The following is a 21,886-nucleotide window of genomic DNA, read 5'->3' on the forward strand; positions in this document are numbered from 1 at the left end:
GGGTCTCCTTGATCAAACGAAACTAAGACAGGCAATGCCTGCTGCGATGAGGGCGGTGCCAGACCAGCGCGTTACCGATGCGACATCGCCTAGTAGGAGGGCGCCGACGCCCAAGTTTCCAAGTAGCCCGATTCCTGCCCAGGCTGCAGAGGCCGCGCTGATCGGAATCCGCTTGAGCGCGAACCACAAAAGTGCGCCGCTGGCCGCCATGCACGTCACTGCCACACAGAGGCCGACCCAGCGCATCGGACCGCCCGCCGTGATGGCCCGCAGGCCCAGTGGATAGCCCGCTCCTAGAACCCCTGCGGCAATGACAATCGACCAGGATTTCCAGATCAGCGGATGGGTGCTGAATCGCATAAGCCTAGCGAGACATACGCATGAAGCGTGGGTGCATACGAATTCTGAGAATGCGCAGCACGCGGCGGCTCGCAAGAGACTCATGAGCGATCTCCATGCGCGGTGGCGACACTCAGGTTCCACGGCCCAATTCGCTTGATTCCAAACAGGACTTCGTAAAGCAGCGGAATCAAGCCCAACGTCACCAGCGTTCCGAGTGCCAGCCCACCGATCATCGCGATCGCCATCCCTTTCCATAATGGTCCGGAGAAGAGCATGAGTGGCACCAGTCCCGAAATGCAGGTGACCTTGGTCATCACGATTGGACGAAGCCGTTGTATCGCGGCCCCAACCAAGGCTTCATGGCGTGGCAGGCCTTCCGCTAGCCCCTGGTCGATGCGTTCCAGCAAGAGCACGGCGTTGTTGACAATGATCCCGAACAGGGCCAGTACGCCGAAGGTCGCCATGAAGCTGAAAGGTGTGCCGGTCAGCTTCAGAGCCAATACCACGCCGATAAGCGTGAAAGGGATCGTCGCGAGGATCACACCGAGCTTGCGGAAAGAATTGAACTGCCATACGAACAGCATCAGCATCGCCAGAAATGCGAGGGGCATGTAGGTCGACAGCGCGGCGTTCGATTCGGCGGCTTCCTCGATCTCGCCGCCAAGTTCAACCGAGTAGCCCGCGGGCAGGTCCAGGGCAGCGACGCTAGGCGCCAGGCGGTTGATGATCTCCTGGGCGGTGTAAGAGGTGTTCTGTCCTTGCACGGTGATCGTGCGGATGAGATTGCGCCGTTGGATGACCGAGGGCTCGCTCGCGAGCGATACGTCTGCGACCTGAGCCAGCGTCACCGCTGGACCGCCGTTGGTGGGATAGATGAGCGTCGCGCCTACGTCTGCCGTGCTGCGACGCTCGCTTACGATACTGCGCAGGACGATCGGGACGGAGGTGTCACCGTCGCGAATAACCGAGATCGATCTGCCGCTGTAGCGGACATCCAGCCCGCCAGCGATGTCTTCAGTCGTCACGCCCGCCCGACGCGCGCGGTCCTGGTCGACCCGTACGTCGATGCGGCCAACGCGCGTATCCCAATCGTTCTTGACGTTGATGGTGCCGGGCAGCTTGCGCAGCGCTGCTTCGATTTTGGACGCGGCCCCCAACAATACCTCCTCATCCGGACCGCTGACGCGATAAATGGCAGTCCCTGACTCGGTCGCACCGAGCGAGAAACGCTTGGGCTCGGCGCGCACGTCGCCATGTGCTTGCGCAAAGTAGCTGCGGGTGCGGGCGAGGACGGCGTCGATGTCGCTCTTCGGCTTCAATGTGACAACGAAGTACGCGATGTTCGATGCCGGCAGTGGTGGATTCAGGCTAAGGATGAAGCGCGGGCCACCATCGGCGACGTAGCCGATGTGATCGGAGACTTCTGGATTGATGTTCGTGTCGCCCAGCCAACCACTGATCTGCTTCACGCGGGCGAGCGTTTCGCGCGAGTCGGTACCGGGGGCGAGCTGCACCGGAATCTGGAACTGAAGCCGGTCGGACTTGGGCATGAAATCGTACGGCAGGGTGGTGAAGCCATACAGCGCAATGGCAAGCGCCGCGATCATCGACGCTACATAGACCGCCTTATGGTGGAGCACCCACTCCAGTACGCGCCGGTAGCCACGGTAGAAGCGGGTGTCATAGGCGTCGCCCTGCTCCTGCTTGTGATGGGGTTTGGCGAAGTGGTAGCACAATAGGGGCGTGACAGTCAGGCACAGCAGCCACGAAGCGAACAACGTCAGTGCCAGCACGACCACGAGATTGTGCAGATACTCGCTCGTGGCGTTCTGGCCAAAAAAGAACGGCGAGAACACGATCACGATCACGAGCGAGGACGTGAGCAGCGGAATGGCGAGCGTGCGGCCCGCCTCGAGGCAGGCATGCTTACGATCTTCGCCACCGGCCAGGCGGCGTTCGATGTCTTCGGCAATCACAATGCCGTTGTCCACCAACAAGCCGAGCGCAATGATGATGGCGCCCATCGAGACGTTCTGAAGCTCGATGTTCATCGCGCGCATGACGATGAGTGCACTGAGGATCGTCAACGGCACGATCATGCCCACGATGATCCCGGTGCGCCAACCGAGAAATAGCACGACGACACCGAGGACGACGATGATCGTCTCCATCATGACGTGGTTCATTTTGCCCATCTCGTGCTTGACGACATCGGCCTGGAAAGTGACGTATGACAGATCGAAACCCGCCGGCAGCAGCTTCTCCTGGTCTGCAACCCGTGCTTTGAGCGCTTTTCCGAACTGCTCCACGTTCTGACCGGAGGCCATCGAAACCGCCATGACGACAGCGGGCTGGCCTTTGTAGATGGCAGCAGATTCCGGCGGATCGGCTGGCCGCACACTCACCTGCGCCAGTTCACCCAATGCGATCGTCGGCACGGGCGCCGTACTACTTTGCGGTCGTGGCAGCGCGATCGGCATTGCTCGCAGGGAGGGAGCGTCACGCACTTCGCCACTGACCGCCAAGGTTGCATTGATGCCGCCGACAACAATTTGTCCACCCGAAGCGACGACGTTCTGTTTGACGAGTTGGTCGATCACCCCCTGTGGTGTCAGCTCCAATCGCGCGAGCCTAGGCCGATCGAATTCGAGATAGACGCGCTCTTCCTGCAGGCCGTAGAAAGTGATGCGCTCAATACCAGGCACGGTGTACAGGCGGTCGCGCATCTGCTTGAGCGCGACGCGCATCTCGCTCATGGAGTAACCTGGTGCAGTGACCGCAATCGAGGCAACCGCGACGCGGCCGAAGTCTTCGTCGACGAAAGGCCCCATCGTGCTCTGTGGTAAGGCATCCTTCGAATCGGCGACCTTGGCCCGGACGCGCTGCCAGATCGGTGCCAAGTCGGTGTAGCGGTCCCAGATCGTGACCTGGATCATGGCGCTGCCTGCGCGCACGGTGCTCGTCACGCGCTTGACCTCTGCCAGTTCGCGCAAGCGCTCCTCGATCGGCCGGGCAATGAGTTGCTCAACGCGTTCGGCGGGCAGCCCCGGGTTCAACGCCGTGACCATCGCATCGCGGACCGTGACAGTCGGCTCCTCCTGAGAAGGAAAATTCAGGAAGGTCGCGATGCCGGCGACGAAAATGATGAGCGCTACAAAGTAGGTAAGTCGACTGGCGCGCAGCGCCATCTCGGTGATCTTCATGATGAAGTAACCTGGTGGATCGCGTTAGCGCTTGGTCAATTGAGTGGTGGCTTCCAGTGGTGTCACTGGCTGTCCATCGGTGAGCCATCCTCCTCCGGCGGCAACCACCGTCTCGCCGGGCTTGAGTCCAGCGAGGACGCGCGCGCTGTCTCCTTCCTGTACCGGCGTGAAGCGCACCGCGCGACGGTGCACCTTCTTATCTTCAGGGGTGTAGACGAAGACGGAAGCCTCGCCCGGCTTCGTGCCGAGCACCAGCGAGGCATAAGGTATGGATACAGTCTCGGGCCGAGAGGTCTTGGAGGTTGCCGCAGGTGCGTCGAGCACGACCTGTACGGGAATACCTGGCCGAAGTGCGCGCGCTTGCGCGTTATCTTCAGGCACTAGCACCACGGGTAGGAGCGAGCCATTTTCGGCGCGCAGACCGACACGACGTACCACCGCTCGGATTGGTTGTTCGGCTCCGCTCCAGCTCAGTTCTGCGCGTTGGCCGACATCTATGTGAGGTGCCTGTGTAGTAGACGCGTTCGCGATGATCTCAGTGCCACTGCGCACGCCGTCGACCTGAAATACCGGCGCACCAGCAGCAATGTCGGTGAACGCCAAAGCCAGCTTTTCCGCCACGACACCATCGAAAGGAGCGACGATCATCGTGCCACGTTGTGCTCGTTCGGCCAGGCCAAGCGCCGCCTTGGCAGTGCGCGCTTGACCCTCTGCGACCGCTAGCTGCGCCTTCGCGCTCTCGAACGCAGCAGGGGAGATGACTTCGCTTTCGAGCAACCGGCGCTGTTGATCTGTCTGTACACGTCGATCCATCAGGCCGGCTTCGGCGGCCGCCAGGGATGCTTGCGCTTGTGTCACGCGAAGCCGGTCAGGTTGCGCATCAAGTTCTGCCAGGACTTGGCCGCGGGAGAACCGTTCACCCACGTCGACGTTCAACTTGGCGATCCGTCCTCCTGTTTCAAATCCTAGGATGCTGCGCTCGGTTGCTCGCGCCGAGCCAGTCAATTCGATGCGAGAGCTATGCGGGAGATCCGACTGCGCGGCGGCGAGCTTCACTGCGCGCGGAGGCTCGGATACGGTGGATTGCGAGTTTCCGCACCCTGAGAGCAGAGTCGAAATGGATAGTGTGCAAGCAACCGCCAAGGAGCGCGGTGCGCACGCGGTCATGACACCGCTACGGACGCGACTCATGTGCGTCCTTTTGCCGGGACAAGTTCGAGATGGCCCGAGGCGAGATCCTGGAGCGCCCGAAAGAAATGCCGCCGCTCTGCGGGTGCGAGTATTGGCAAACCCAGAAGATCGGCGAACAGGGCGCCATCCAATGCCAGCATGATGAGTGCCGCGGTCTCGGTGCCACGCGGGGATCGACGCGCGCGTTCGTACTGCACGCGGTACCACTCGCGCAGTGGGTCGAGAAGTGTTGGATCTTCCGCAGCTGCCGCGAGCAGCGCTGCGCCCATCTTCTGCATCTCGTCGTCGGGCATCGCTTCCACCTGGCTCGACAGCCAGGGGTCCGGATCTCCGGCAAACCTGCGCTCGTGATTGGCTTGTACCGCGTCGAACGCCCGGATCATCTCGTCGATCAGTGTCACGAACAAATCGCGTTTGGTCTTGAAGTGATAGAGAAACGCCCCTTTGCTCAACCCGGCCCGCACAACGACGGCGTCCAGTGTCAAGCGACTGGCACCTTCCTCCAGCACCAGTTCGCGGGCGGCCTGCAGGATGCGGTCGCGAGTTCGCTGGGCTCCTTGCTGGAGGCCGGGCTGCGCATCGGCGCTGCTATGGGCAGTGGACGGGGGGGGCAACTTTGTTTTCGCGCGGGGCGGCATGGTCGTGCTCCAAAAAAGCTTGAGTCATATACAGTCCAGACGGTATAGTAGAAGCCATACAACAGTCCGTCAAGACTTTTTCGGAACGCAAGGAGCTGCCATGTCTCAAATTCTTGAACGCTATCGCCTCATTGCCATGATTTCTCCGCTACTGCTTCTTGCGGCCTGCAGCCATGCCCCGCACTCTGCCGATCCACCTCGCCTGGATGTACCGGCCCATTTCTCAAATGAAGAGGGAGGTGAAGGCATCTTGGACAAATCGTCCCGCCGTACTCTTCCCGTCGATTGGTGGACGGCCTACGGCGATCCGCACCTCAATGCCTTGGTCCGGGCGGCGCTGGAGCGCAATACCGAACTGACGATTGCGCGAGCGCGCGTGGACGAGGCATCGGCCGCCACGCGGCGAGCACGGGCCTCCCTGCTCCCCTCGTTGTCCGCGGGCACGCAGGCAACTCGAGGACGCGACTATTCAGAGAACGTTGCAATCGGCAATGATGGCCGCGCCACGTTGTCCGCATCGTGGGAGGCAGACCTGTCGGGACGGCTTTCGCAGGCAGCAGAAGGTGCGCGCCTGGATGCGGTGGCAGCCGAACAAGCGTGGGTTGCCACGCGGTGGCAGGTCGCGTTTGAAACAGTGTCGGCGGCTGTGCAGCAGCGCCAAGCCAGTGAGCTCGAAGCGCTAGCCGCGGCGCGGCTGGCATCCGCAGAACGACTCGTCTTGCTGATGCAACGGAAGTTCGAGGCCGGACAAGCTACCGGCTTCGACATCGAGCGTACCCGCGCCGGCGTCGTCGCACTGCGCGTGGAGCAAGAGCAACTGCGGCGTGCGCGCGGCGAGGCGACGCATGCACTCGATGTACTAGTGGGACAAACGCCCGGAGCGCCTGCAGCTTCCCCAACTCTTGCGTCGCTCGCCGTCCCGGACTGGACACCGACACGCATACCTGCGGACCTGCTGAGTGAGCGGCCCGACGTGCGCGCCGCCGAAGCGAAGTTCGCCGCCGAAACCGCGCGCTGGAACGCAGCCGAAGGCGAACGCTTCCCCAGGCTGGTGTTGGACCTGAGCGGCGGACGGCAGCGCGTAGAGAGTGTGGGAACCCGCATCACTGGAAACATTTTTTCACTTGGGGCCGGGGTGTCGTTGCCGATCTTCGATGGTGGCGCGATCCGTGCCGGCATCGAGACCGGAGAGGCGCGCAGCCGAGCTGCCCGTGCGGAGTTCGAGCGCACTTTGTTGAGTGCTTTGCAGGACGTAGAGAACGCATATCTCGGTTGGCATACGCAGCACGCAGCACTGGAGCATCAGGCCGAGGGTGTCGCAGTCGCGGAGCGTCAGCTCGATCGCAGCCGACGTCTGTTCGAGGCGGGACAAGTGGACGCCACGGTGGTGGCCGAGGCTGAGGCCGGGGTGCTGTCAGCGCAGGCTTCGCTGATCCGCACGCGGGCCGAGACAGCCATGCAATGGGGCGTCCTGGCAAAAGCATTATCCGGCTCTCCTGTTTGATCGCAGAAACATGCTGGAGCAGCTTGCGAAGGCTAGCTAAATAGCGTGACGCAAGGCGAAGGTGGTGAGGCCTGAGTGATGAGGAATGCGAACATGGAAATTCGACACCTGCGCTACTTTCTGGCGGTGGCAGAGGAGCTGCACTTTGCCCGAGCCGCAGAGCGCCTCCACATAGAGACATCGCCGCTGTCGCGCGCCATCAAGGAACTTGAGGAAGAGTTGGGCGTAGCGCTATTTGCGAGAACCACTCGGAGCACCCGCTTGACTCGTGCGGGCAGGCTCTTCTTTGAGAGCGTGCCGCGTGTCTTCGCAGCTTTGCAGCAGGCGCGCGACAGTGTGAACGCCGCAGCCAATGGCTTTCATTGCCAGCTCCGTATTGCATTGTCTGATGGAATCACGCCATCGCGCCTGCCTGCGTTGTTGGCGCTCTGCCGGCAGGAAGAGCCGGAAGTGGAAGTTCGCTTCTTCGAGGTGCCTTTGGCACAGCAAATCAAGGGATTGTGTGGCGAACTGTACGATCTCGGCTTCGCTCAATCGGATGAAGTCGGCGAAGGCATCATCGCCGTGCCGGTGTGGAGTGACCCTCTGATGGTAGCTGTGCCCGCACGGCACCCCTTGCTATCCCACAAACAGATTCCCCTAGAAGAGCTGTTGCGGTATCCGCTGGTGCTCTGCGACGCGGTGGCGTGTGAGGGCCATGCTCGGCAAGTTGAACGGGTGCTACGTCGCGTGGACATAGAGCCACTGATTGCCGAACGCGTGACTTCCAGCGATCTAATGATGGTCCTGGTTTCGGCGGGACTTGCACTAGGCCTCACAGGAGGCGCGCATATCACAGCCAGCAGGGAACAGGGGGTGGTCGCACGGCCGCTGACTGGACGTTCGCCAATGCTCACGACCTATCTACTACGGCCGGCCAGCGAGCCGTCAGAAATGCTGACTCGCTTCATGGAACGCGTTCATTCGATCAAATCTCCAGATGCCAAAGGTCGGCGGTAAACCATCACACAATCTCCCAAAGAAAATTAACCATGAAGAAGATTGCTCTCATATTGCTTTCCTCGACATTGGCAGCCTGCAGCCCATCTGGGAAACCAGATAAAGCCAACCTTCCGACAGTCGATGAATTAGCGCTCAATCCTGAGCGTCTGAAAGAGTTGCGCAAGCAATGCAAGTTGGATCGACCAATGCTGGGCGACCAACTATGTAACCGGGTTGCCGAGGCTACGCGAAAGCGCTTTTACGAAGATGGCGATGTGCCCCACACCACGCCTAAAGAGCCGCCGAAGTTCTAAGCTGGTGGTCATGCCGGAGTATGTATGCCGGATATGAAAAATTTGAAGGAGAATCGCAATGGGTTGGATCTATCTTGTTTTGGCTGGATTGTTTGAAATCGGATGGCCGGTCGGGCTGAAAATGGCGCAAGAGCCAACATCGCGTTGGAGTGGGGTCGCAGTAGCCGTCTCTTTCATGACAATTAGCGGCGCCTTCCTATGGCTTGCTCAGCGTCAGATACCGATTGGGACTGCTTATGCGGTGTGGACGGGTATCGGAGCGGCGGGAACTTTCTTAGTCGGAATTCATTTCTATGGCGACCCAACCTCCCTGATGCGATACCTTGGCGTGGCGTTGATCATCCTGGGCGTTATCACGCTCAAGTTATCGAGTTGATCGCTAGCTCCATTGGTAGCGTAGTCGCTAGGCGACCCAGCTCCCAGAGTGGATCGGGCGCTGGGAACTCGTACGGTCACCTCCTCTCTCTAGTCGCTATGTGACGAGCTTGCCGGCGCCTCGGGAGAGTTCGAGCCAGTGCGCGTAAGGCGGTGGGAGCACCCATTCCGGGTGGCTCCACCTTCAGTGCCTGCGCCAAGGTGACCTGAGTACGAACTTTGTAGCCAGTCAGGCAGTGAGTTCGGAGGGGATGCTATCGGATTGGATCCAGTTGCGCCGGATCGTCGCCGGCGGTTTGTAAGCATGCGCGCTATGCGGCCGCTGCTCGTTGTAGAACTGTCGCCAACGTTCGATCAGCACCTTCGCTTCGGTCCGACTGCGGAACCATTCGCGGTTGAGCAGTTCGTCGCCCATCGTTGCCTGCGAAGTCAGGACCAGCAGAATCCTGAGGGGAGTTCTCATCATGGTTTTCTCCGTTCAGACGCTTGGGATCAAGCGGCCGGAGACCACTACGCCTGCTTGGCTTTGCGCGCTGCCTCGACCAAGCTGTCGAGCCAGTCCTGATGGCCGTTGATCATCGGGTTGGGTTTGGCGTTGTGCAGCTCCTCGGCCGGTTTGCCCTTCTGAGTTTCCTGCGTGAGGATGCGCACGCGCCTGCCGTCCAGGTTCTCAACCAGCCAGGCGTGATGCACATCCAGGCGCGTATCTGTGCCTTCCTCGCCGGACCAGCCGTGCCAGGCCACGCGGCCGGGTTGCCCATCCGCAGGTGGCACGTATTCGTTGCACTGCCCCTCTACCGGGAAGCCGAAGGTCTCGAAGTAAAACCGATCGCCGTCGGCCAGTACCGGGCCTTTGCCGTCATGAAAGCACACGTTAGCCGAGTTGGCGTAGTAGCTTGGCCACAGCGATGGTGTGACGAGTAGAGGCCATACGTCGGCCGCGCTCAAGCCGGCGGCGATGATCTCATTGGAGGCGAAATTCTCAGTAAAGCCCGGCGTGTAGCCTTCGGGCCAGAGGATGGCGTTCTGTTGCTTGCTCATATCGAAGCTCCTTCACAAAATGTCGATGACGCAACAGGGGTGGCTGCGTCATTCAAGTGGTCATGGAGCAAATCATGAGCCTCCATCTGCAATAAGTGAAATCCTAAGTTTCTATTTTTGATATCATAAAATATGATATCAAGGCCTAGGTTCTGCCATCCACCGACTAGGCTATCTCGCAGCGGCGCTACGAAAGGGCGCGTCTCCAATTGAGCCGACTGATTGCTTATTTGTAGTGCGAGGTAGAGTTGTGCTGAGCATGACGATAGGAGCGATCTTGCCTACTTGTTGTTAGCACAGGAAGTGAACAGCAGTGCTCGTATCCAGCGATGTGCTGGATCGTGATGGGTGCGTTCGTGCCAAGCAGCCGTCTTGGTGAACCCCGGTATCTTCACCGGCGGCAGGGAGATAGCCAGCTTGTCCATACCGGCGACCAAGCGGCTCGGCAAGATCGCAACCATGTCACTGGCACGCAGGATGTCTGGCAAGATCAGAAAGCTCTTGACCGACAGTGTGACGCTGCGTCGTTTGCCCAACTGTTCTAGCGCATCGTCGGTGACGCCGCGGAAACCTCCACCATCGTAGGAAACAAGCGCATGGTCGAGAGCACAGAACTGTTTAACGGTCAGCTTGCGCCCCATAGCCGCAGGATGGTCTTCCCGCAGGACACACACATAGTGTTCCTTGAACAGCTCTCGGGCATGCAGATTTGGCGGAGTGATCTCTGGCGTCAGGAGGGCTAAATCGATCTGACCGCGCTCAAGCTGGTTCTGTAGCTGCCCGCTCTCGACTGGCACTAATGAGACTCGTACACGCGGTGCGTGCCGTTTAAGTGCCGATAGAAATGGGACAGCAACGGCACGCAGCGCATAGTCCGTCGCGGCGATGGAGAAGGTCAGTTGTGCGGTGGCCGGATTGAAGGAAGGTGGCTGGAGCAGCGCGTCGATTTCGGCGAGCACCTGCTTGACAGGCATCCCTAGATCCAGCGCCCGCTGCGTTGGAACGATACCCCGCTGCGAGCGCGCGAAAAGCGGGTCACCGAAGCTCTCGCGCAACCGCGTCAGCATGCCACTCAAGGCCGGCTGGGTTAGTCCCAGACGGGCCGCCGCCCGTGTCACATTGCGTTCGTCTAACAATGCGTCCAGCGCCTTGAGCAAGTTGAGATCCATACTCTTGATATTTTTCATTTTTATTCCAATCTTAAATATCATCGTTTTTCATGATATCTAAATATTGCCTATGAGTGGAAGCAAGGCCCATTGACGGCTTTTTTTGGGTAACTTGCTTGGAACTCTGTATGCGCCGCAGTGCGCTTTCGCTTGCGGCGCTTTTCTTTGACTCGCCACCGCGCTCATTCTTTCTTTTCCCTCGACCATTGTGCTGCGAACGGTCTTTGACCGGCACTAGCCCAGAACCGATCCTGACGCCTGCGACACCCCCTGTGCAACGCTTTCAATGAGACACCAGCGCAGGAGAAATCGGAGGACAGGTCATGCAAGGGACGAACGTTCTGTTCGGCCAGATCGCTGTGGTAATCGGCATCGTGATCGCCGGCGTCTGGGGCGCCACACAATGGACAGCAGCGACCCTTGGCTATCAAGTACGCCTCGGATCGCCCTGGTTCGATCTTCTAGGTGTACCGGTTTATCACCCGTGGCGCTTGTTCGAATGGTGGTTCTTCTTTGATGCCTACGCGCCGCACGTCTTCGACACAGGCGGTGCGATTGCGGGTGGTAGCGGTTTGTTCGCTTTACTCGTCGCCATCGCCATGTCGGTATGGCGTTCTCGGCAGTCGCGGCTGGTTACGACTTATGGTTCGGCACGCTGGGCCGATGCCGTCGACATCCGCAAAGCTGGACTGACCCTCCCGGCGGGCGTCTTCCTCGGCCAACACGACGACCAATACCTCCGACATGAGGGGCCGGAACATGTCCTGAGCTTCGCACCCACGCGCTCGGGCAAGGGCGTGGGCTTGGTGGTGCCTACGTTGCTTTCGTGGCCGGCGTCCGCCGTCATTCACGACATTAAGGGAGAGAACTGGAAGATCACGGCGGGCTGGCGTTCGCGCTTTTCGCACTGCCTGCTTTTCAACCCCACCGATAGGCAGTCGGCCGCCTACAACCCGCTGCTTGAAGTCCGGCGCGGCGCACATGAAGTGCGCGACGTGCAGAACATCGCCGACATTCTGGTTGACCCTGAAGGTGCGTTAGAGAAGCGCAATCATTGGGAGAAGACCAGCCACGCGCTACTGGTCGGTGCAATCTTGCATGTTCTGTACGCAGGCGAGGACAAGACGCTGCGCGGCGTCGCCAACTTCCTCAGCGACCCGGCGTGTCCGTTCGAGCTGACGCTGCACCGGATGATGACGACGAAGCACCTGGGCGATGCGCCTCACCCGGTTGTCGCATCCGCTGCCCGCGAAGTGCTCAACAAGTCGGACAACGAGCGATCGGGCGTGCTCTCCACCGCCATGTCGTTTCTCGGCCTGTACCGCGACCCGACCGTGGCCGAAGTCACATCGCGCTGCGATTGGCGCATCGCCGACCTGATTTCCGCCGAGCACCCGGTATCGCTCTATCTGGTGGTGCCGCCCTCCGACATAAGCCGCACCAAGCCGCTGATCCGGCTCATCTTGAACCAGATCGGGCGGCGGCTGACCGAATCGCTCGACGGCAGCGATGGCATCGCGCGCCGGCACAAGCTGCTGCTGATGCTGGACGAGTTTCCGGCGCTGGGTCGCCTCGATTTTTTCGAGTCCGCGCTTGCCTTCATGGCCGGCTACGGCATCCGCAGCTTTCTCATCGCTCAAAGCCTGAACCAGATCGACAAGGCGTATGGGCAGAACCATTCCATCCTCGACAACTGCCATGTCCGGGTGACTTTCGCCACCAACGACGAAAGGACGGCGAAAAGGATTTCCGAAACCCTCGGCACCGCCACCGAGCTTCGCGCGCAGCGCAACTACGCGGGCCACCGCCTCGCTCCGTGGCTGGGGCACCTGATGGTGTCGCGTCAGGAAACTGCACGTCCGCTGCTGACGCCCGGCGAGGTGATGCAGCTTCCACCTGAGGACGCCGTAGTCATGGTGTCCAGCGTTGCCCCGATCCGCGCGAAGAAGCTGCGTTACTACGTCGACGCCAATTTCAAGGATCGCGTCCTGCCACCGCCCGTGCTCGCAGTCGGGAGGTACGCCGACGCGCCGCCAGCCCGCCCCGACGACTGGAGCGGCTTGGCGATCCCGGCCGTACCTACGGCGCCGACCTCGGTATCCGCCGATGGTCCGGGCGGCACCGATGACGGCGGCCCGCGCCGCCAGCTCGAACTCTCCGAAACCGTCGCCTACGAGCCCGAGTTGGACGCGTGTGCGAACGACCTGGAGCTGCTCGATGACGACGACCTGGCGCTCCCGCTTCCCGGCCAGCTCGACCCGGCCATGCAGCGCACGGCCCGGCTGGCTTCTCTCGACCCCAACGACGGAATCGACCTATGAGCCAATACCGCCTCAATCTTTTCATCCAGCCCGAGCACGCCAAGCGCCTGGATGAACTTGCCGCCAAGAAAGGCGTGTCCAAGTCCTCCATCGTCGCAGCGGCCTTGGCGTCCTGGCTGTCACCCGATGCGGGCGACCAGCGTGAGGCCGCCATTGCCAAGCGGCTGGATCGACTGTCGCGGCAGACCGAACGCATGGAGCGCGACCAGAACATCCAGATCGAAACGCTGGCGCTGTTCATCCGCTATTTCTTGACCATCAGCACGCCGGTGCCAGAAGCCCACAAGGACGCGGCCCGCGCCCAGGGCAAAGCGCGCTTCGAGCAGTTCGTCGAGCAGTTGGGTCGCCACCTGCTGCGTGGCCGCAGTCTGGTGCGCGACGTGGTGGAGGAACTGCACCCCGATCCGATGCGGATGGATGACGCAGCAGCGATGGCGTCCGCCGATGAGCGAGCTGCAGAGCGTGCGTCATGAGTGCCGTTCCGCAGATTCCGCCTGAATCTCGCTCATCCGCCGCGGCGTCCCAGGATCGCCGCATCCAGATGCTGCGCACGGCGATGGGGCCGCTGATCGCCGCTGCGCTCGAAGATCCGGATGTTGTGGAAATCATGCTCAACCCCGATCGCACCCTGTGGGTGGATCGGCTGTCGTCGGGTCGCTCGCCGCTGGGCGTGGAGATGCCCGAGGCCGATGGTGAACGCATCATCCGCCTGGTCGCCGCGCATGTCGGCGCGGAGGTGCATCGCGGCCAGCCGCTCTTGACCGCCGAGTTGCCGGAAACCGGCGAGCGTTTCGAGGGCATCCTGCCTCCGGCCGCCCCGGGGCCAGCCTTCGCGCTACGCAAGCGGGCCGTGAGCATCATCGGCCTGGATCGCTACGTGGCCGACGGCATCCTGACCGCCGGGCAGGCCGAGTTCCTGCGCCGCGCCGTGCGCGAGCGGCAGAACATCCTGATCGCCGGCGGCACCAGCACCGGCAAGACCACGCTGGCGAACGCGCTGCTGGCCGAGATCGCCGCCACAGGCGACCGCGTGCTGGTGCTCGAAGACACCATCGAGCTGCAATGCGCGGCCCGCGACCATGTGCCGCTGCGCACCCGCGCCGGCGTCGTCACAATGACCGAGCTGGTGCGGGCCACGATGCGCCTGCGGCCTGACCGCGTGATCGTCGGCGAAGTGCGTGGCGGCGAAGCCCTGGACTTGGTGAAGGTCTGGGGCACCGGCCACCCCGGCGGCATTGCCACCATCCATGCCGGCTCCGCCTTGGGCGCACTGCTGCGTCTGGAGCAACTGATCCTCGAAGTGGCAGTGAATCCGCCCCGCGCCCTGATCGCCGAGGCGGTCAACGTGGTGATTCACATCGCAGGCCGTGGCCGCAAACGTCACGTCGAAACCATCTCCCGTGTCGTCGGCTTCGACGGTGCGGGCTATCGCCTGACAGATGCGCTGGAAACGCCGTTTCCCGAGCTGCCGCCGGTTCCTCTTGCAGCCGCTGCCGCTGCGCCTTCCTCGACCCCTGACCAACCTGGAGAACTGCCATGACGCACGTTGATGCTTTCCGTCTTTCCGTAAATCCTATTTCTCGCCTGTCCAGCATGGCGCGGCTGCGCCACCTGGCCCGTCCCGCAGGGCAAGGGCTGCTGCTGGCCGCGCTGATGCTGTTGCTGGCGGGCACGGCGCAGGCCGCCGGTTCCTCGATGCCGTGGGAAGGGCCGCTGACCTCCATCCTCGAATCCATCCAAGGGCCAGTCGCCCGGATCGTGGCGGTGATCATCATCATCTCGACGGGGCTTGCGCTGGCGTTCGGTGATACCAGCGGCGGCTTTCGCAAGCTGATCCAGATCGTGTTCGGCCTGTCCATCGCGTTCGCCGCGTCCTCGTTCTTCCTGTCGTTCTTCAGCTTCTCCGGAGGGGCCGTCGTATGAGTAAGGCCACCGATCTTCCGGGCTTTGAAGTGCCGCTGCATCGCTCGCTGACCGAGCCGATCCTGCTGGGCGGTGCGCCGCGCACCGTGGCGATTGCCAACGGCACGCTAGCCGCCGCCGTCGGGCTGGGCCTGCAACTGTGGATTCCCGGCGTGGTGCTCTGGATCGTCGGCCACTCGCTGGCCGTATGGGGTGCGCGCGTCGATCCGCAGTTCATGCAGGTCTTCGCGCGGCATATCAAACACCGCCCGCTTCTGGACGTGTGAGGGGAGGACGCCATGCTGAACCTTGCCGAATATCGTCAGCGCCCGGCCTTGCTTGCCGACTGGCTGCCCTGGGCCGGGCTGGTCGCGCCGGGCGTTGTGCTGAACAAAGATGGTTCGTTTCAACGCACGTTCCAGTTTCGCGGCCCCGACTTGGACAGTGCGACACAGGGCGAGCTGATTGCCACGTCGGCGCGGCAGAACAACGCGCTTCGCCGTACCGGGTCTGGCTGGGCCTTCTATATCGAGGCCGAGCGGATGCGGGCATCGAGCTATCCGCAATCCTCCTTTCCCGAACCACTGTCCTGGCTGGTGGATGAGGAGCGACGCGCGGCGTTCGAGGAGTCGGATGGCCATTTCGAGAGCGTCTATCACTTCACGTTGCAACACCTACCGCCGCAAGAGTCTCGCGCCCGTGCGGCTGGGATGCTGTACGAGAACCGGCCCACTGAGGGTGTGGACTGGCGTGGTCGGCTTGATTCCTTCGTGGCAGAGACCGATCGCGTGTTCGACCTGCTCGATGGTGTGATGCCGGAGATTGCCTGGCTGGACGATAGCCAGACGCTGACCTACCTGCATGCCACAGTCTCCACGCGGCGCTATCGCGTCGGCGTGCCCGACGTGCCGTTCCATATCGACGCACTGCTGGCCGATGCCGCGCTGGTCGGCGGCCTGGCGCCCATGCTGGGCGATCAGCACCTGCGCGTGGTGTCGGTACGAGGCTTCCCGACCTCGACCTGGCCGGGGATCTTGGACGACCTCAACCGCCTGGGCTTTGCGTATCGCTGGAGTACGCGCTTCCTGTGCCTGGACAAAGCCGAGGCGGAACGGGAATTGGGGCGCTTGCGGCGCCAATGGTTCGCCAAGCGCAAGAACGTCATCGCGCTGCTGCGCGAAACGATCTTTCAGCAGGAAAGCCCGCTGGTCGATACCGATGCCAGCAACAAGGCCGCCGACGCCGATGCCGCCTTGCAGGAGCTGGGCAGCGATCAAGTCGCCTTCGGCTACCTCACCGCCACGGTGACGGTGCTCGACGCCGACCCGGCCGTGGCCGACGAGAAGCTGCGCATGGTGGAGCGCGTCATCCAGGGCCGGGGTTTCGTGACCATCCCCGAAACCCTCAACGCAGTCGATGCCTGGCTGTCGTCCGTCCCCGGCAACGCATACGCGAACGTGCGTCAGCCCATCGTTTCGACGCTGAACCTGGCGCACATGATGCCGATGTCAGCGGTATGGGCTGGGCCGGAGAAGAACGAACACCTCGATGGCCCGCCGCTGATCGTCACCCGCACCGATGGCGCGACGCCGTTCCGGCTGGTGACGCACATCGGCGACGTGGGGCACACCCTTGTCGCCGGGCCGACCGGCATGGGCAAGTCGGTGCTGCTCGCCATATTGGCCATGCAGTTCCGGCGCTACTTCGGCTCGCGGATCTTCGCCTTCGACATGGGGCGCTCGATGCGCGCCACCATCCTCGGCCTTGGCGGTGAGCACTACGACCTCGGTGCCGATGGCGGCATCGCCTTCCAGCCACTCGCGCGAATAGCCCACGAGGGCTACCGCACCTGGGCCGCCGAATGGGTGGAGGGCCGGCTGCTGCACGAAGGCGTGACGGTCGGCCCGGACGAGAAGGCTGCCATTTGGTCGGCGCTGCGAAGCCTTGCCGGTGCGCCAGTGGAGCAGCGCACCATGACCGGCTTGTCGGTGTTATTGCAGTCCAACGCGCTGCGCCAAGCGCTCGCGCCCTATGTGTTGGGCGGCGCCCACGGCAAGCTGCTGGACGCTGACCACGACCGGCTGGGCATGGCCGACGTGCAGGGCTTTGAGATGGAAGAACTGATGCACAGCCCCGCCGCCGTGCAAGCAGTGCTGCGCTACCTGTTCGCCCGCTTCGACGAACGTTTTGACGGCGCGCCCACGCTGCTGATCCTCGATGAAGCGTGGCTGTTCCTCGATGAGCCGTCCTTCGCGGCCCGCATCCGGCAATGGCTCAAGACGCTCAGAAAAAAGAACGTCAGCGTCATCTTTGCCACGCAGTCGCTGGCCGACATCAAGGACTCGACCATCGCGCCAGCCATCATCGAAAGCTGCGCGAGCAGGATCTTCTTACCTAACCCGCAGGCCACCGAGCCGCAGATTCGCACGATCTACGAAGGCTTCGGCTTGAACAGCCGCCAGATTGAGATCGTGGCGACCGCACAGCCCAAGCGCGATTACTACTACCAGTCGCGCCTCGGCAATCGCCTGTTCGACCTCGACCTGGGGCCTGTCGCGCTCGCATTCGCGGGCGCATCCACCCCTCAAGACCAACGCGATATTGACCGCGTGCTGACGCAGGCCGGCGCTCCCGGCTTCGCCGGCGCGTGGCTGCGCCATCGCGGCCTCGGCTGGGCCGCCGACCTGCTGCCGTCCGCTCCGGCGGCAGCTTCCTTTCTCGCTTCTCAACCGCTGGAGGTTTCACCATGAAGACCAAGCCCCGTTTGCTCTCTGTCTCACTCGCTGCCGTGCTGTCGGTATCGCTGCTGGCCGTGCAGCCCGCATCCGCGCTGACGGTGTTCGACCCGTCCAACTTCGTGCAGAACACGCTGACCGCCGTGCGCACGCTGGAACAGATCAACAACCAGATCAACCAGCTTCAGAACGAGGCGCAGATGTTGATGAACCAGGCCAGGAACCTGGCAAATCTCGACTTCAACATCGTCAACCGCCTGCGCTCGACGCTCGCCACCACCGAGCGCCTGATCGCCGAGGCGCGCGGCTTGGCCTACGACGTGCAGAGCATGGATGCCACGTTCGCCCGCCTGTACCCGGAACAGTACGCCGCCACCATCAGCGGCGACCGCATGGCACAGGACGCCCGCGAACGCTGGCAGAACACCTTGAACGGCTTGCACACCGCGATGCGGATGCAGGCGCAGGTGTCGCAGAACCTCGCCCAAGACGAAAGCGCGCTGGCCGATCTCGTGAGCCAGAGCCAGTCGGCCACCGGCGCGCTGCAAGCGATGCAGGCGACGAACCAGCTCCTGGCTTTGCAGGCCAAGCAGTCGATCCAGGCGCAGCAGCTCCAGATCACGCAAGACCGGGCCGCTTCACTGGAACTGGCGCGGCAAGCGGCGGCTATGGAGCGCGCCCGCGAAGTGCGGCGGCGCTTTCTGGGCACCGGCACGCCGTACACGCCGCAGTCCGTCAACTTCTATAACAACTGACCGGAGGCGGCCATGCGATGCGCTTCCGTCCTGATGGCCGTGCTGCTGACCGCGTGCGGCCAGCAGCCGGCCGAGAACCTGGCCGACGCCCTGGCCGCAGATCCGGTGCGGCTCAAGGCGTTGCGCGGGCAATGCGCGGCCGACCGGCAGGCCGTGGGCGAGGATGCCTGCCGCGCCGCCGCTGAAGCCTTCCGGCGGCGCTTCTTCGCCGGCCATACCGGGCCGGATGAATACAACTCGCTGGCTGAACTCCCGCCGATTCCGCCGAGCTTCGATACGCCCGCAGATGAATTGCCAGAGGGCGCCGTTCCGCTCACTCCGCCCGAGGATTCGCCATGAACGACGTGACCATCATCGACCGTTTCCTCGATACGTTCTCGCGCTACATCGACTCGGGCTTCGGCTTATTGCAGGGCGAAGTGGCATTTCTCACCGCCACGCTCATCGTCATCGACATGACGATCGCTGGCCTGTATTGGGCCATGAGCCACGCCACCGGCCAGGGCGACGACGTGATCGCCAAGCTGCTGCGCAAGGTGCTCTGTGTCGGCGCGTTCGCCTACATCATCGGCAACTTCAACTGGCTGGCGAGCATCGTGTTCCGCTCGTTCGCCGGCTTGGGAATTACCGCTACCGGCTCGGCCATCACGATGGAGAACTTCCTTCAGCCGGGCCGGCTGGCGAAGACCGGCATCGACGCAGCCGCGCCGATTCTGGAACAGATCGGGGACATGGCTGGGTTCCCCGAGGTGTTCGTGAACATCGACCCTATCGTGGTTCTGTTCATCGCCTGGCTGGTGGTGATCCTCTGCTTCTTCGTGCTGGCCGTACAGCTTTTCATCACGCTGATCGAGTTCAAACTGACTACGCTCGCCGGCTTCGTCTTGATCCCGTTTGCACTCTGGAACAAGACCTCGTTCCTCGCGGAAAAGGTGCTAGGCAACGTGGTGTCGTCAGGCATCAAGGTCTTGGTGCTGGCCGTCATCGTCGGCATCGGTTCAGGCCTGTTCGCCGAGTTCCAGGTGCATCCCGACGAACCATCCATCGACCACGCGCTGGTCGTGATGCTGGCCTCGCTCGCGCTGCTGGCGCTGGGCATTTTCGGCCCCGGTATCGCCACCGGCCTGGTGTCCGGTGCGCCACAGCTTGGTGCGGGCGCGATGGCTGGTGCTGCGGTCGGGGCTGTCGGCACCGGCGTTGCCATCGGCGCCGCCGTAACGGGCGTGGGCGGCGCCGTCATGGCCGGGGCACGAATGGCCCCGGCGGCCGCAAAGCTGGCCGGTGCCGGTGCGCGTGCCGCGACTTCGGCGGCCGGCAGTGCCCGATCGGCGTTCCAGGCCGGTTCCGCTGCGGCCGGCGGCGGTGCCAAGGGCGCGGCGGCTGGCCTCGGCAATGTCGCCAAGACTGGCGCACAAGCCGCAGGCCGCAGCGTCACCTCTGGTGCTTCCGCTGTTGGGCAGAAGGTGGCCGACTCCTTCCGCGCTGGCTGGAACGGCACAGAAGCCGGCAGCGACGGTGCTGGCCCCGGCCAGACCGCAGACGGCACCGCAGGCTCGCAGAAGCAAGAGCAACCGGCCTGGGCCAAGCGGATGCACCGCCGCCAGCAGGCTACCCATGCCGCGACCACTGCCGCCCACACGCTGCGCGGCGGCGACGGCGGCGGCTCCGGGCAAGGCCCGAGCCTGCGGGATTCCGATACCTAACCTTCAAGGAGAACACCCATGCGATTCAAACGACCGCAGGTGCGCTACGCCGATACGCCGCAGCCTGCCACCCCGTATCAAGCCGCCGCCCAGGTGTGGGACGACCGTATCGGCTCCGCCCGCGTGCAGGCGAAGAATTGGCGCCTGATGGCCTTCGGCTGCCTAGTGCTCGCGCTGTTGATGGCCGGCGGCCTGGTGTGGCGCTCGGCGCAGTCCATCGTGACGCCCTATGTCATCGAGGTCGATCAAGCCGGGCAGGTGCGCGCCGTGGGAGAGGCCGCCACGCCGTACCGGCCCGGCGACGCGCAGATCGCGCACCACCTGGCGCGCTTCGTGACGCTGGTTCGCTCGCTGTCCATCGACCCCATCGTGGTGCGGCAGAACTGGCTCGATGCCTACGACTACACCACCGACAAGGGCGCGGCGGTGCTCAACGACTACGCCCGCACCAATGACCCATTCGCCCGCATCGGCAAGGAATCGGTAACGGTGCAAATCACCAGCGTGGTTCGCGCGAGCGACACGTCTTTCAACGTGCGCTGGACAGAGCAGCGCTATGTCAACGGTGCGCCCGCCGGCACCGAACGCTGGAACGCCGTGCTTTCGACCGTCCTGCAAACCCCGCGTACTGAACAGCGCCTGCTCAAGAACCCATTGGGTATCTACGTCAACGGCCTGTCATGGAGCCGCGAACTGGATTCTTCCGAAGGAGCCAAACCATGAAACTTCGTTTCCGCCTTTACGTTGTTCCTTTGACGCTGCTGGCCCTCGCGGGCTGCGCCTCGCAGGGGAAGCCGCCGCCATCCATCTCGCTCGACGAGACGGTGCTGGCCCAGCCGTTGCCCGAACCGCCCAAGCCCGTCGAAGTCGTCGCCGTCCCTGAACCGCTGGCGCTGCCGGCGCAGTTGAAGCCCCTGCCGGAACTCGATGAGGCCCCCGTTGCGCCGGAGCCGGCCGACGAAAAGGTGCGCGTTTCCCGTGCCAATGCAGAAGCGCGTATCGCGCCTACCCGTGAGGGCTACGTCAACGCGATTCAGGTGTGGCCGTTCACCGATGGCGCGCTTTATCAGGTCTATGCGTCGCCGGGGCGCGTGACGGTGGTTTCGCTTCAACCGGGCGAGGAACTGGTAACGGTCGCCGCCGGCGATACCGTGCGCTGGATCGTGGGCGACACGTCCAGCGGCGGCGGGGCCGATCTGCGCGTCAATGTGCTGGTCAAGCCTATCCGCTCCGGTCTGAAAACCAATCTCGTCATCACCACCAGTCGGCGCACCTACCTGCTGGAGCTGACCTCGACCGAGAGGGCATGGATGGCGTCGGTGTCCTGGGACTATCCGAAAGACCGAATGCTCGCGTTGCAGCGCCAGGCGCAGGCAGCGCAGGCAACAACGCCTGTCGATACGGGCCTGTCGCTGGACAAGATCCGCTTCCGCTACGCGGTATCGGGCAGCAACCCGCCGTGGAAGCCTCTGCGCGCCTTCGATGATGGAGAGAAGGTCTATATCCAGTTCCCGCCGGGCATCGCCCAGGGCGAGCTGCCGCCGCTGTTTGTCATCGGCGCGCAGGGCGACGGGCAACTGGTGAACTACCGTTTTCGCTCGCCGTACTACGTCGTGGATCGCCTGTTCGGCGCGGCCGAACTGCGGCTGGGCGGCGATGGCGGCGACGTGGTGCGGATCGAGCGCACCGATGGTGTTGCACGGAGGAACTGA

Annotated in this window: 21 protein-coding genes and 1 pseudogene; 15 read left to right on the forward strand and 7 right to left on the reverse strand. The window is 62.9% G+C overall.

The window, feature by feature from the left end; translation table 11 throughout:
- Positions 1 to 12 precede the first annotated feature (12 nt).
- The 4 genes from KDH83_RS02930 to KDH83_RS02945 form a co-directional block, all read right to left on the reverse strand.
- Positions 13 to 360 (reverse strand): SMR family transporter, encoded by a 348-nt coding sequence (locus KDH83_RS02930; RefSeq protein WP_038421338.1) that lies wholly within the window; start codon positions 358 to 360, stop codon positions 13 to 15.
- An 80-nt stretch (positions 361 to 440) separates the two neighbouring features.
- A complete protein-coding gene (locus tag KDH83_RS02935) occupies positions 441 to 3,545 on the reverse strand; it encodes an efflux RND transporter permease subunit (RefSeq protein WP_003092293.1) in 3,105 nt (1,034 codons plus the stop codon).
- A gap of 24 nt (positions 3,546 to 3,569) precedes the next feature.
- Entirely contained in the window at positions 3,570 to 4,601 is a 1,032-nt protein-coding gene (locus tag KDH83_RS02940; RefSeq protein WP_225984323.1) for an efflux RND transporter periplasmic adaptor subunit, read from the reverse strand.
- 131 nt (positions 4,602 to 4,732) lie between these two features.
- Positions 4,733 to 5,374 (reverse strand): TetR/AcrR family transcriptional regulator, encoded by a 642-nt coding sequence (locus KDH83_RS02945; protein WP_249204793.1) that lies wholly within the window; start codon positions 5,372 to 5,374, stop codon positions 4,733 to 4,735.
- 100 nt (positions 5,375 to 5,474) lie between these two features.
- Here KDH83_RS02945 and KDH83_RS02950 point away from each other — a divergent pair, with 100 nt between their 5' ends.
- From KDH83_RS02950 to KDH83_RS02965, 4 genes are all read left to right on the forward strand, one after another.
- Positions 5,475 to 6,878: a TolC family protein gene (locus KDH83_RS02950; protein WP_000078291.1), complete on the forward strand. Its 1,404-nt coding sequence runs from the start codon at positions 5,475 to 5,477 to the stop codon at positions 6,876 to 6,878.
- A 93-nt stretch (positions 6,879 to 6,971) separates the two neighbouring features.
- Positions 6,972 to 7,877, forward strand: coding sequence for a LysR family transcriptional regulator (locus KDH83_RS02955; protein ID WP_000405670.1), 906 nt, complete (start codon positions 6,972 to 6,974; stop codon positions 7,875 to 7,877).
- A gap of 32 nt (positions 7,878 to 7,909) precedes the next feature.
- Positions 7,910 to 8,173 (forward strand): EexN family lipoprotein, encoded by a 264-nt coding sequence (locus KDH83_RS02960; RefSeq protein ID WP_000717310.1) that lies wholly within the window; start codon positions 7,910 to 7,912, stop codon positions 8,171 to 8,173.
- Positions 8,174 to 8,231: 58 nt separating this feature from the next.
- On the forward strand, positions 8,232 to 8,549 hold the full coding sequence (locus tag KDH83_RS02965) for a multidrug efflux SMR transporter (protein WP_000539741.1): 318 nt from the start codon (positions 8,232 to 8,234) through the stop codon (positions 8,547 to 8,549).
- Positions 8,550 to 8,777: 228 nt separating this feature from the next.
- Here the strand turns inward: KDH83_RS02965 and KDH83_RS02970 are convergent.
- The 3 genes and pseudogenes from KDH83_RS02970 to KDH83_RS02980 form a co-directional block, all read right to left on the reverse strand.
- Positions 8,778 to 8,963, reverse strand: a pseudogene (locus KDH83_RS02970) (integrase core domain-containing protein); the annotation flags it as partial.
- Positions 8,964 to 9,058: 95 nt separating this feature from the next.
- Positions 9,059 to 9,589, reverse strand: coding sequence for a hypothetical protein (locus KDH83_RS02975; RefSeq protein ID WP_000043569.1), 531 nt, complete (start codon positions 9,587 to 9,589; stop codon positions 9,059 to 9,061).
- Positions 9,590 to 9,870: 281 nt separating this feature from the next.
- On the reverse strand, positions 9,871 to 10,776 hold the full coding sequence (locus KDH83_RS02980) for a LysR family transcriptional regulator (protein WP_023093368.1): 906 nt from the start codon (positions 10,774 to 10,776) through the stop codon (positions 9,871 to 9,873).
- Between the two features lie 305 nt (positions 10,777 to 11,081).
- On the opposite strand from KDH83_RS02980, the gene KDH83_RS02985 reads away from it, so the two are divergent.
- From KDH83_RS02985 to trbG, 11 genes are read left to right on the forward strand one after another with little or no spacing between them, the layout of a single operon-like run.
- A complete protein-coding gene (locus tag KDH83_RS02985; RefSeq protein WP_001163195.1) occupies positions 11,082 to 13,079 on the forward strand; it encodes an IncP-type conjugal transfer protein TraG in 1,998 nt (665 codons plus the stop codon).
- Entirely contained in the window at positions 13,076 to 13,552 is a 477-nt protein-coding gene (locus KDH83_RS02990) for a ribbon-helix-helix protein, CopG family (RefSeq protein ID WP_000085131.1), read from the forward strand. Before KDH83_RS02985 ends, KDH83_RS02990 begins: the two co-directional genes overlap by 4 nt.
- Positions 13,549 to 14,619, forward strand: coding sequence for a P-type conjugative transfer ATPase TrbB (gene trbB, locus KDH83_RS02995; RefSeq protein ID WP_023093367.1), 1,071 nt, complete (start codon positions 13,549 to 13,551; stop codon positions 14,617 to 14,619). The genes KDH83_RS02990 and trbB overlap by 4 nt, the downstream gene beginning before the upstream one ends.
- The gene (locus KDH83_RS03000; RefSeq protein ID WP_000150010.1) at positions 14,616 to 15,002 is read left to right on the forward strand and encodes a TrbC/VirB2 family protein; all 387 of its coding nucleotides are present in this window, start codon (positions 14,616 to 14,618) and stop codon (positions 15,000 to 15,002) included. The genes trbB and KDH83_RS03000 overlap by 4 nt, the downstream gene beginning before the upstream one ends.
- Positions 14,999 to 15,268, forward strand: coding sequence for a VirB3 family type IV secretion system protein (locus KDH83_RS03005; protein WP_003092280.1), 270 nt, complete (start codon positions 14,999 to 15,001; stop codon positions 15,266 to 15,268). The genes KDH83_RS03000 and KDH83_RS03005 overlap by 4 nt, the downstream gene beginning before the upstream one ends.
- Before the next feature lie 12 nt (positions 15,269 to 15,280).
- Positions 15,281 to 17,731 (forward strand): conjugal transfer protein TrbE, encoded by a 2,451-nt coding sequence (gene trbE, locus KDH83_RS03010; RefSeq protein ID WP_000933135.1) that lies wholly within the window; start codon positions 15,281 to 15,283, stop codon positions 17,729 to 17,731.
- On the forward strand, positions 17,728 to 18,471 hold the full coding sequence (trbJ, locus tag KDH83_RS03015; RefSeq protein ID WP_003092277.1) for a P-type conjugative transfer protein TrbJ: 744 nt from the start codon (positions 17,728 to 17,730) through the stop codon (positions 18,469 to 18,471). Before trbE ends, trbJ begins: the two co-directional genes overlap by 4 nt.
- A 12-nt stretch (positions 18,472 to 18,483) precedes the next feature.
- Positions 18,484 to 18,810: a hypothetical protein gene (locus KDH83_RS03020; RefSeq protein WP_014603538.1), complete on the forward strand. Its 327-nt coding sequence runs from the start codon at positions 18,484 to 18,486 to the stop codon at positions 18,808 to 18,810.
- Positions 18,807 to 20,174 (forward strand): P-type conjugative transfer protein TrbL, encoded by a 1,368-nt coding sequence (gene trbL, locus KDH83_RS03025; RefSeq protein ID WP_001000746.1) that lies wholly within the window; start codon positions 18,807 to 18,809, stop codon positions 20,172 to 20,174. The genes KDH83_RS03020 and trbL overlap by 4 nt, the downstream gene beginning before the upstream one ends.
- An 18-nt stretch (positions 20,175 to 20,192) precedes the next feature.
- Positions 20,193 to 20,897 (forward strand): conjugal transfer protein TrbF, encoded by a 705-nt coding sequence (gene trbF / locus KDH83_RS03030; RefSeq protein WP_001211312.1) that lies wholly within the window; start codon positions 20,193 to 20,195, stop codon positions 20,895 to 20,897.
- Positions 20,894 to 21,886 (forward strand): P-type conjugative transfer protein TrbG, encoded by a 993-nt coding sequence (gene trbG, locus KDH83_RS03035; RefSeq protein WP_000776560.1) that lies wholly within the window; start codon positions 20,894 to 20,896, stop codon positions 21,884 to 21,886. The genes trbF and trbG overlap by 4 nt, the downstream gene beginning before the upstream one ends.

The organism is Achromobacter sp. Marseille-Q0513 (assembly GCF_018195695.1).
Taxonomy (GTDB): Bacteria; Pseudomonadota; Gammaproteobacteria; order Burkholderiales; family Burkholderiaceae_B; genus Achromobacter.

Coding starts and splice junctions, on each gene's coding strand:
- KDH83_RS02960 (WP_000717310.1), top strand. CDS start 7,910: ATGAAGAAGATTGCTCTCATATTGCTTTCCTCGACATTGGCAGCCTGC.
- KDH83_RS03005 (WP_003092280.1), top strand. CDS start 14,999: ATGAGTAAGGCCACCGATCTTCCGGGCTTTGAAGTGCCGCTGCATCGC.
- KDH83_RS02945 (WP_249204793.1), bottom strand. CDS start 5,374: ATGCCGCCCCGCGCGAAAACAAAGTTGCCCCCCCCGTCCACTGCCCAT.
- KDH83_RS02990 (WP_000085131.1), top strand. CDS start 13,076: ATGAGCCAATACCGCCTCAATCTTTTCATCCAGCCCGAGCACGCCAAG.
- KDH83_RS02975 (WP_000043569.1), bottom strand. CDS start 9,589: ATGAGCAAGCAACAGAACGCCATCCTCTGGCCCGAAGGCTACACGCCG.
- KDH83_RS02930 (WP_038421338.1), bottom strand. CDS start 360: ATGCGATTCAGCACCCATCCGCTGATCTGGAAATCCTGGTCGATTGTC.
- KDH83_RS02950 (WP_000078291.1), top strand. CDS start 5,475: ATGTCTCAAATTCTTGAACGCTATCGCCTCATTGCCATGATTTCTCCG.
- KDH83_RS02935 (WP_003092293.1), bottom strand. CDS start 3,545: ATGAAGATCACCGAGATGGCGCTGCGCGCCAGTCGACTTACCTACTTT.
- trbE (WP_000933135.1), top strand. CDS start 15,281: ATGCTGAACCTTGCCGAATATCGTCAGCGCCCGGCCTTGCTTGCCGAC.
- KDH83_RS02980 (WP_023093368.1), bottom strand. CDS start 10,776: ATGAAAAATATCAAGAGTATGGATCTCAACTTGCTCAAGGCGCTGGAC.
- KDH83_RS02955 (WP_000405670.1), top strand. CDS start 6,972: ATGGAAATTCGACACCTGCGCTACTTTCTGGCGGTGGCAGAGGAGCTG.
- KDH83_RS02985 (WP_001163195.1), top strand. CDS start 11,082: ATGCAAGGGACGAACGTTCTGTTCGGCCAGATCGCTGTGGTAATCGGC.
- trbB (WP_023093367.1), top strand. CDS start 13,549: ATGAGTGCCGTTCCGCAGATTCCGCCTGAATCTCGCTCATCCGCCGCG.
- KDH83_RS02965 (WP_000539741.1), top strand. CDS start 8,232: ATGGGTTGGATCTATCTTGTTTTGGCTGGATTGTTTGAAATCGGATGG.
- trbF (WP_001211312.1), top strand. CDS start 20,193: ATGCGATTCAAACGACCGCAGGTGCGCTACGCCGATACGCCGCAGCCT.
- KDH83_RS03000 (WP_000150010.1), top strand. CDS start 14,616: ATGACGCACGTTGATGCTTTCCGTCTTTCCGTAAATCCTATTTCTCGC.
- trbL (WP_001000746.1), top strand. CDS start 18,807: ATGAACGACGTGACCATCATCGACCGTTTCCTCGATACGTTCTCGCGC.
- trbG (WP_000776560.1), top strand. CDS start 20,894: ATGAAACTTCGTTTCCGCCTTTACGTTGTTCCTTTGACGCTGCTGGCC.
- trbJ (WP_003092277.1), top strand. CDS start 17,728: ATGAAGACCAAGCCCCGTTTGCTCTCTGTCTCACTCGCTGCCGTGCTG.
- KDH83_RS03020 (WP_014603538.1), top strand. CDS start 18,484: ATGCGATGCGCTTCCGTCCTGATGGCCGTGCTGCTGACCGCGTGCGGC.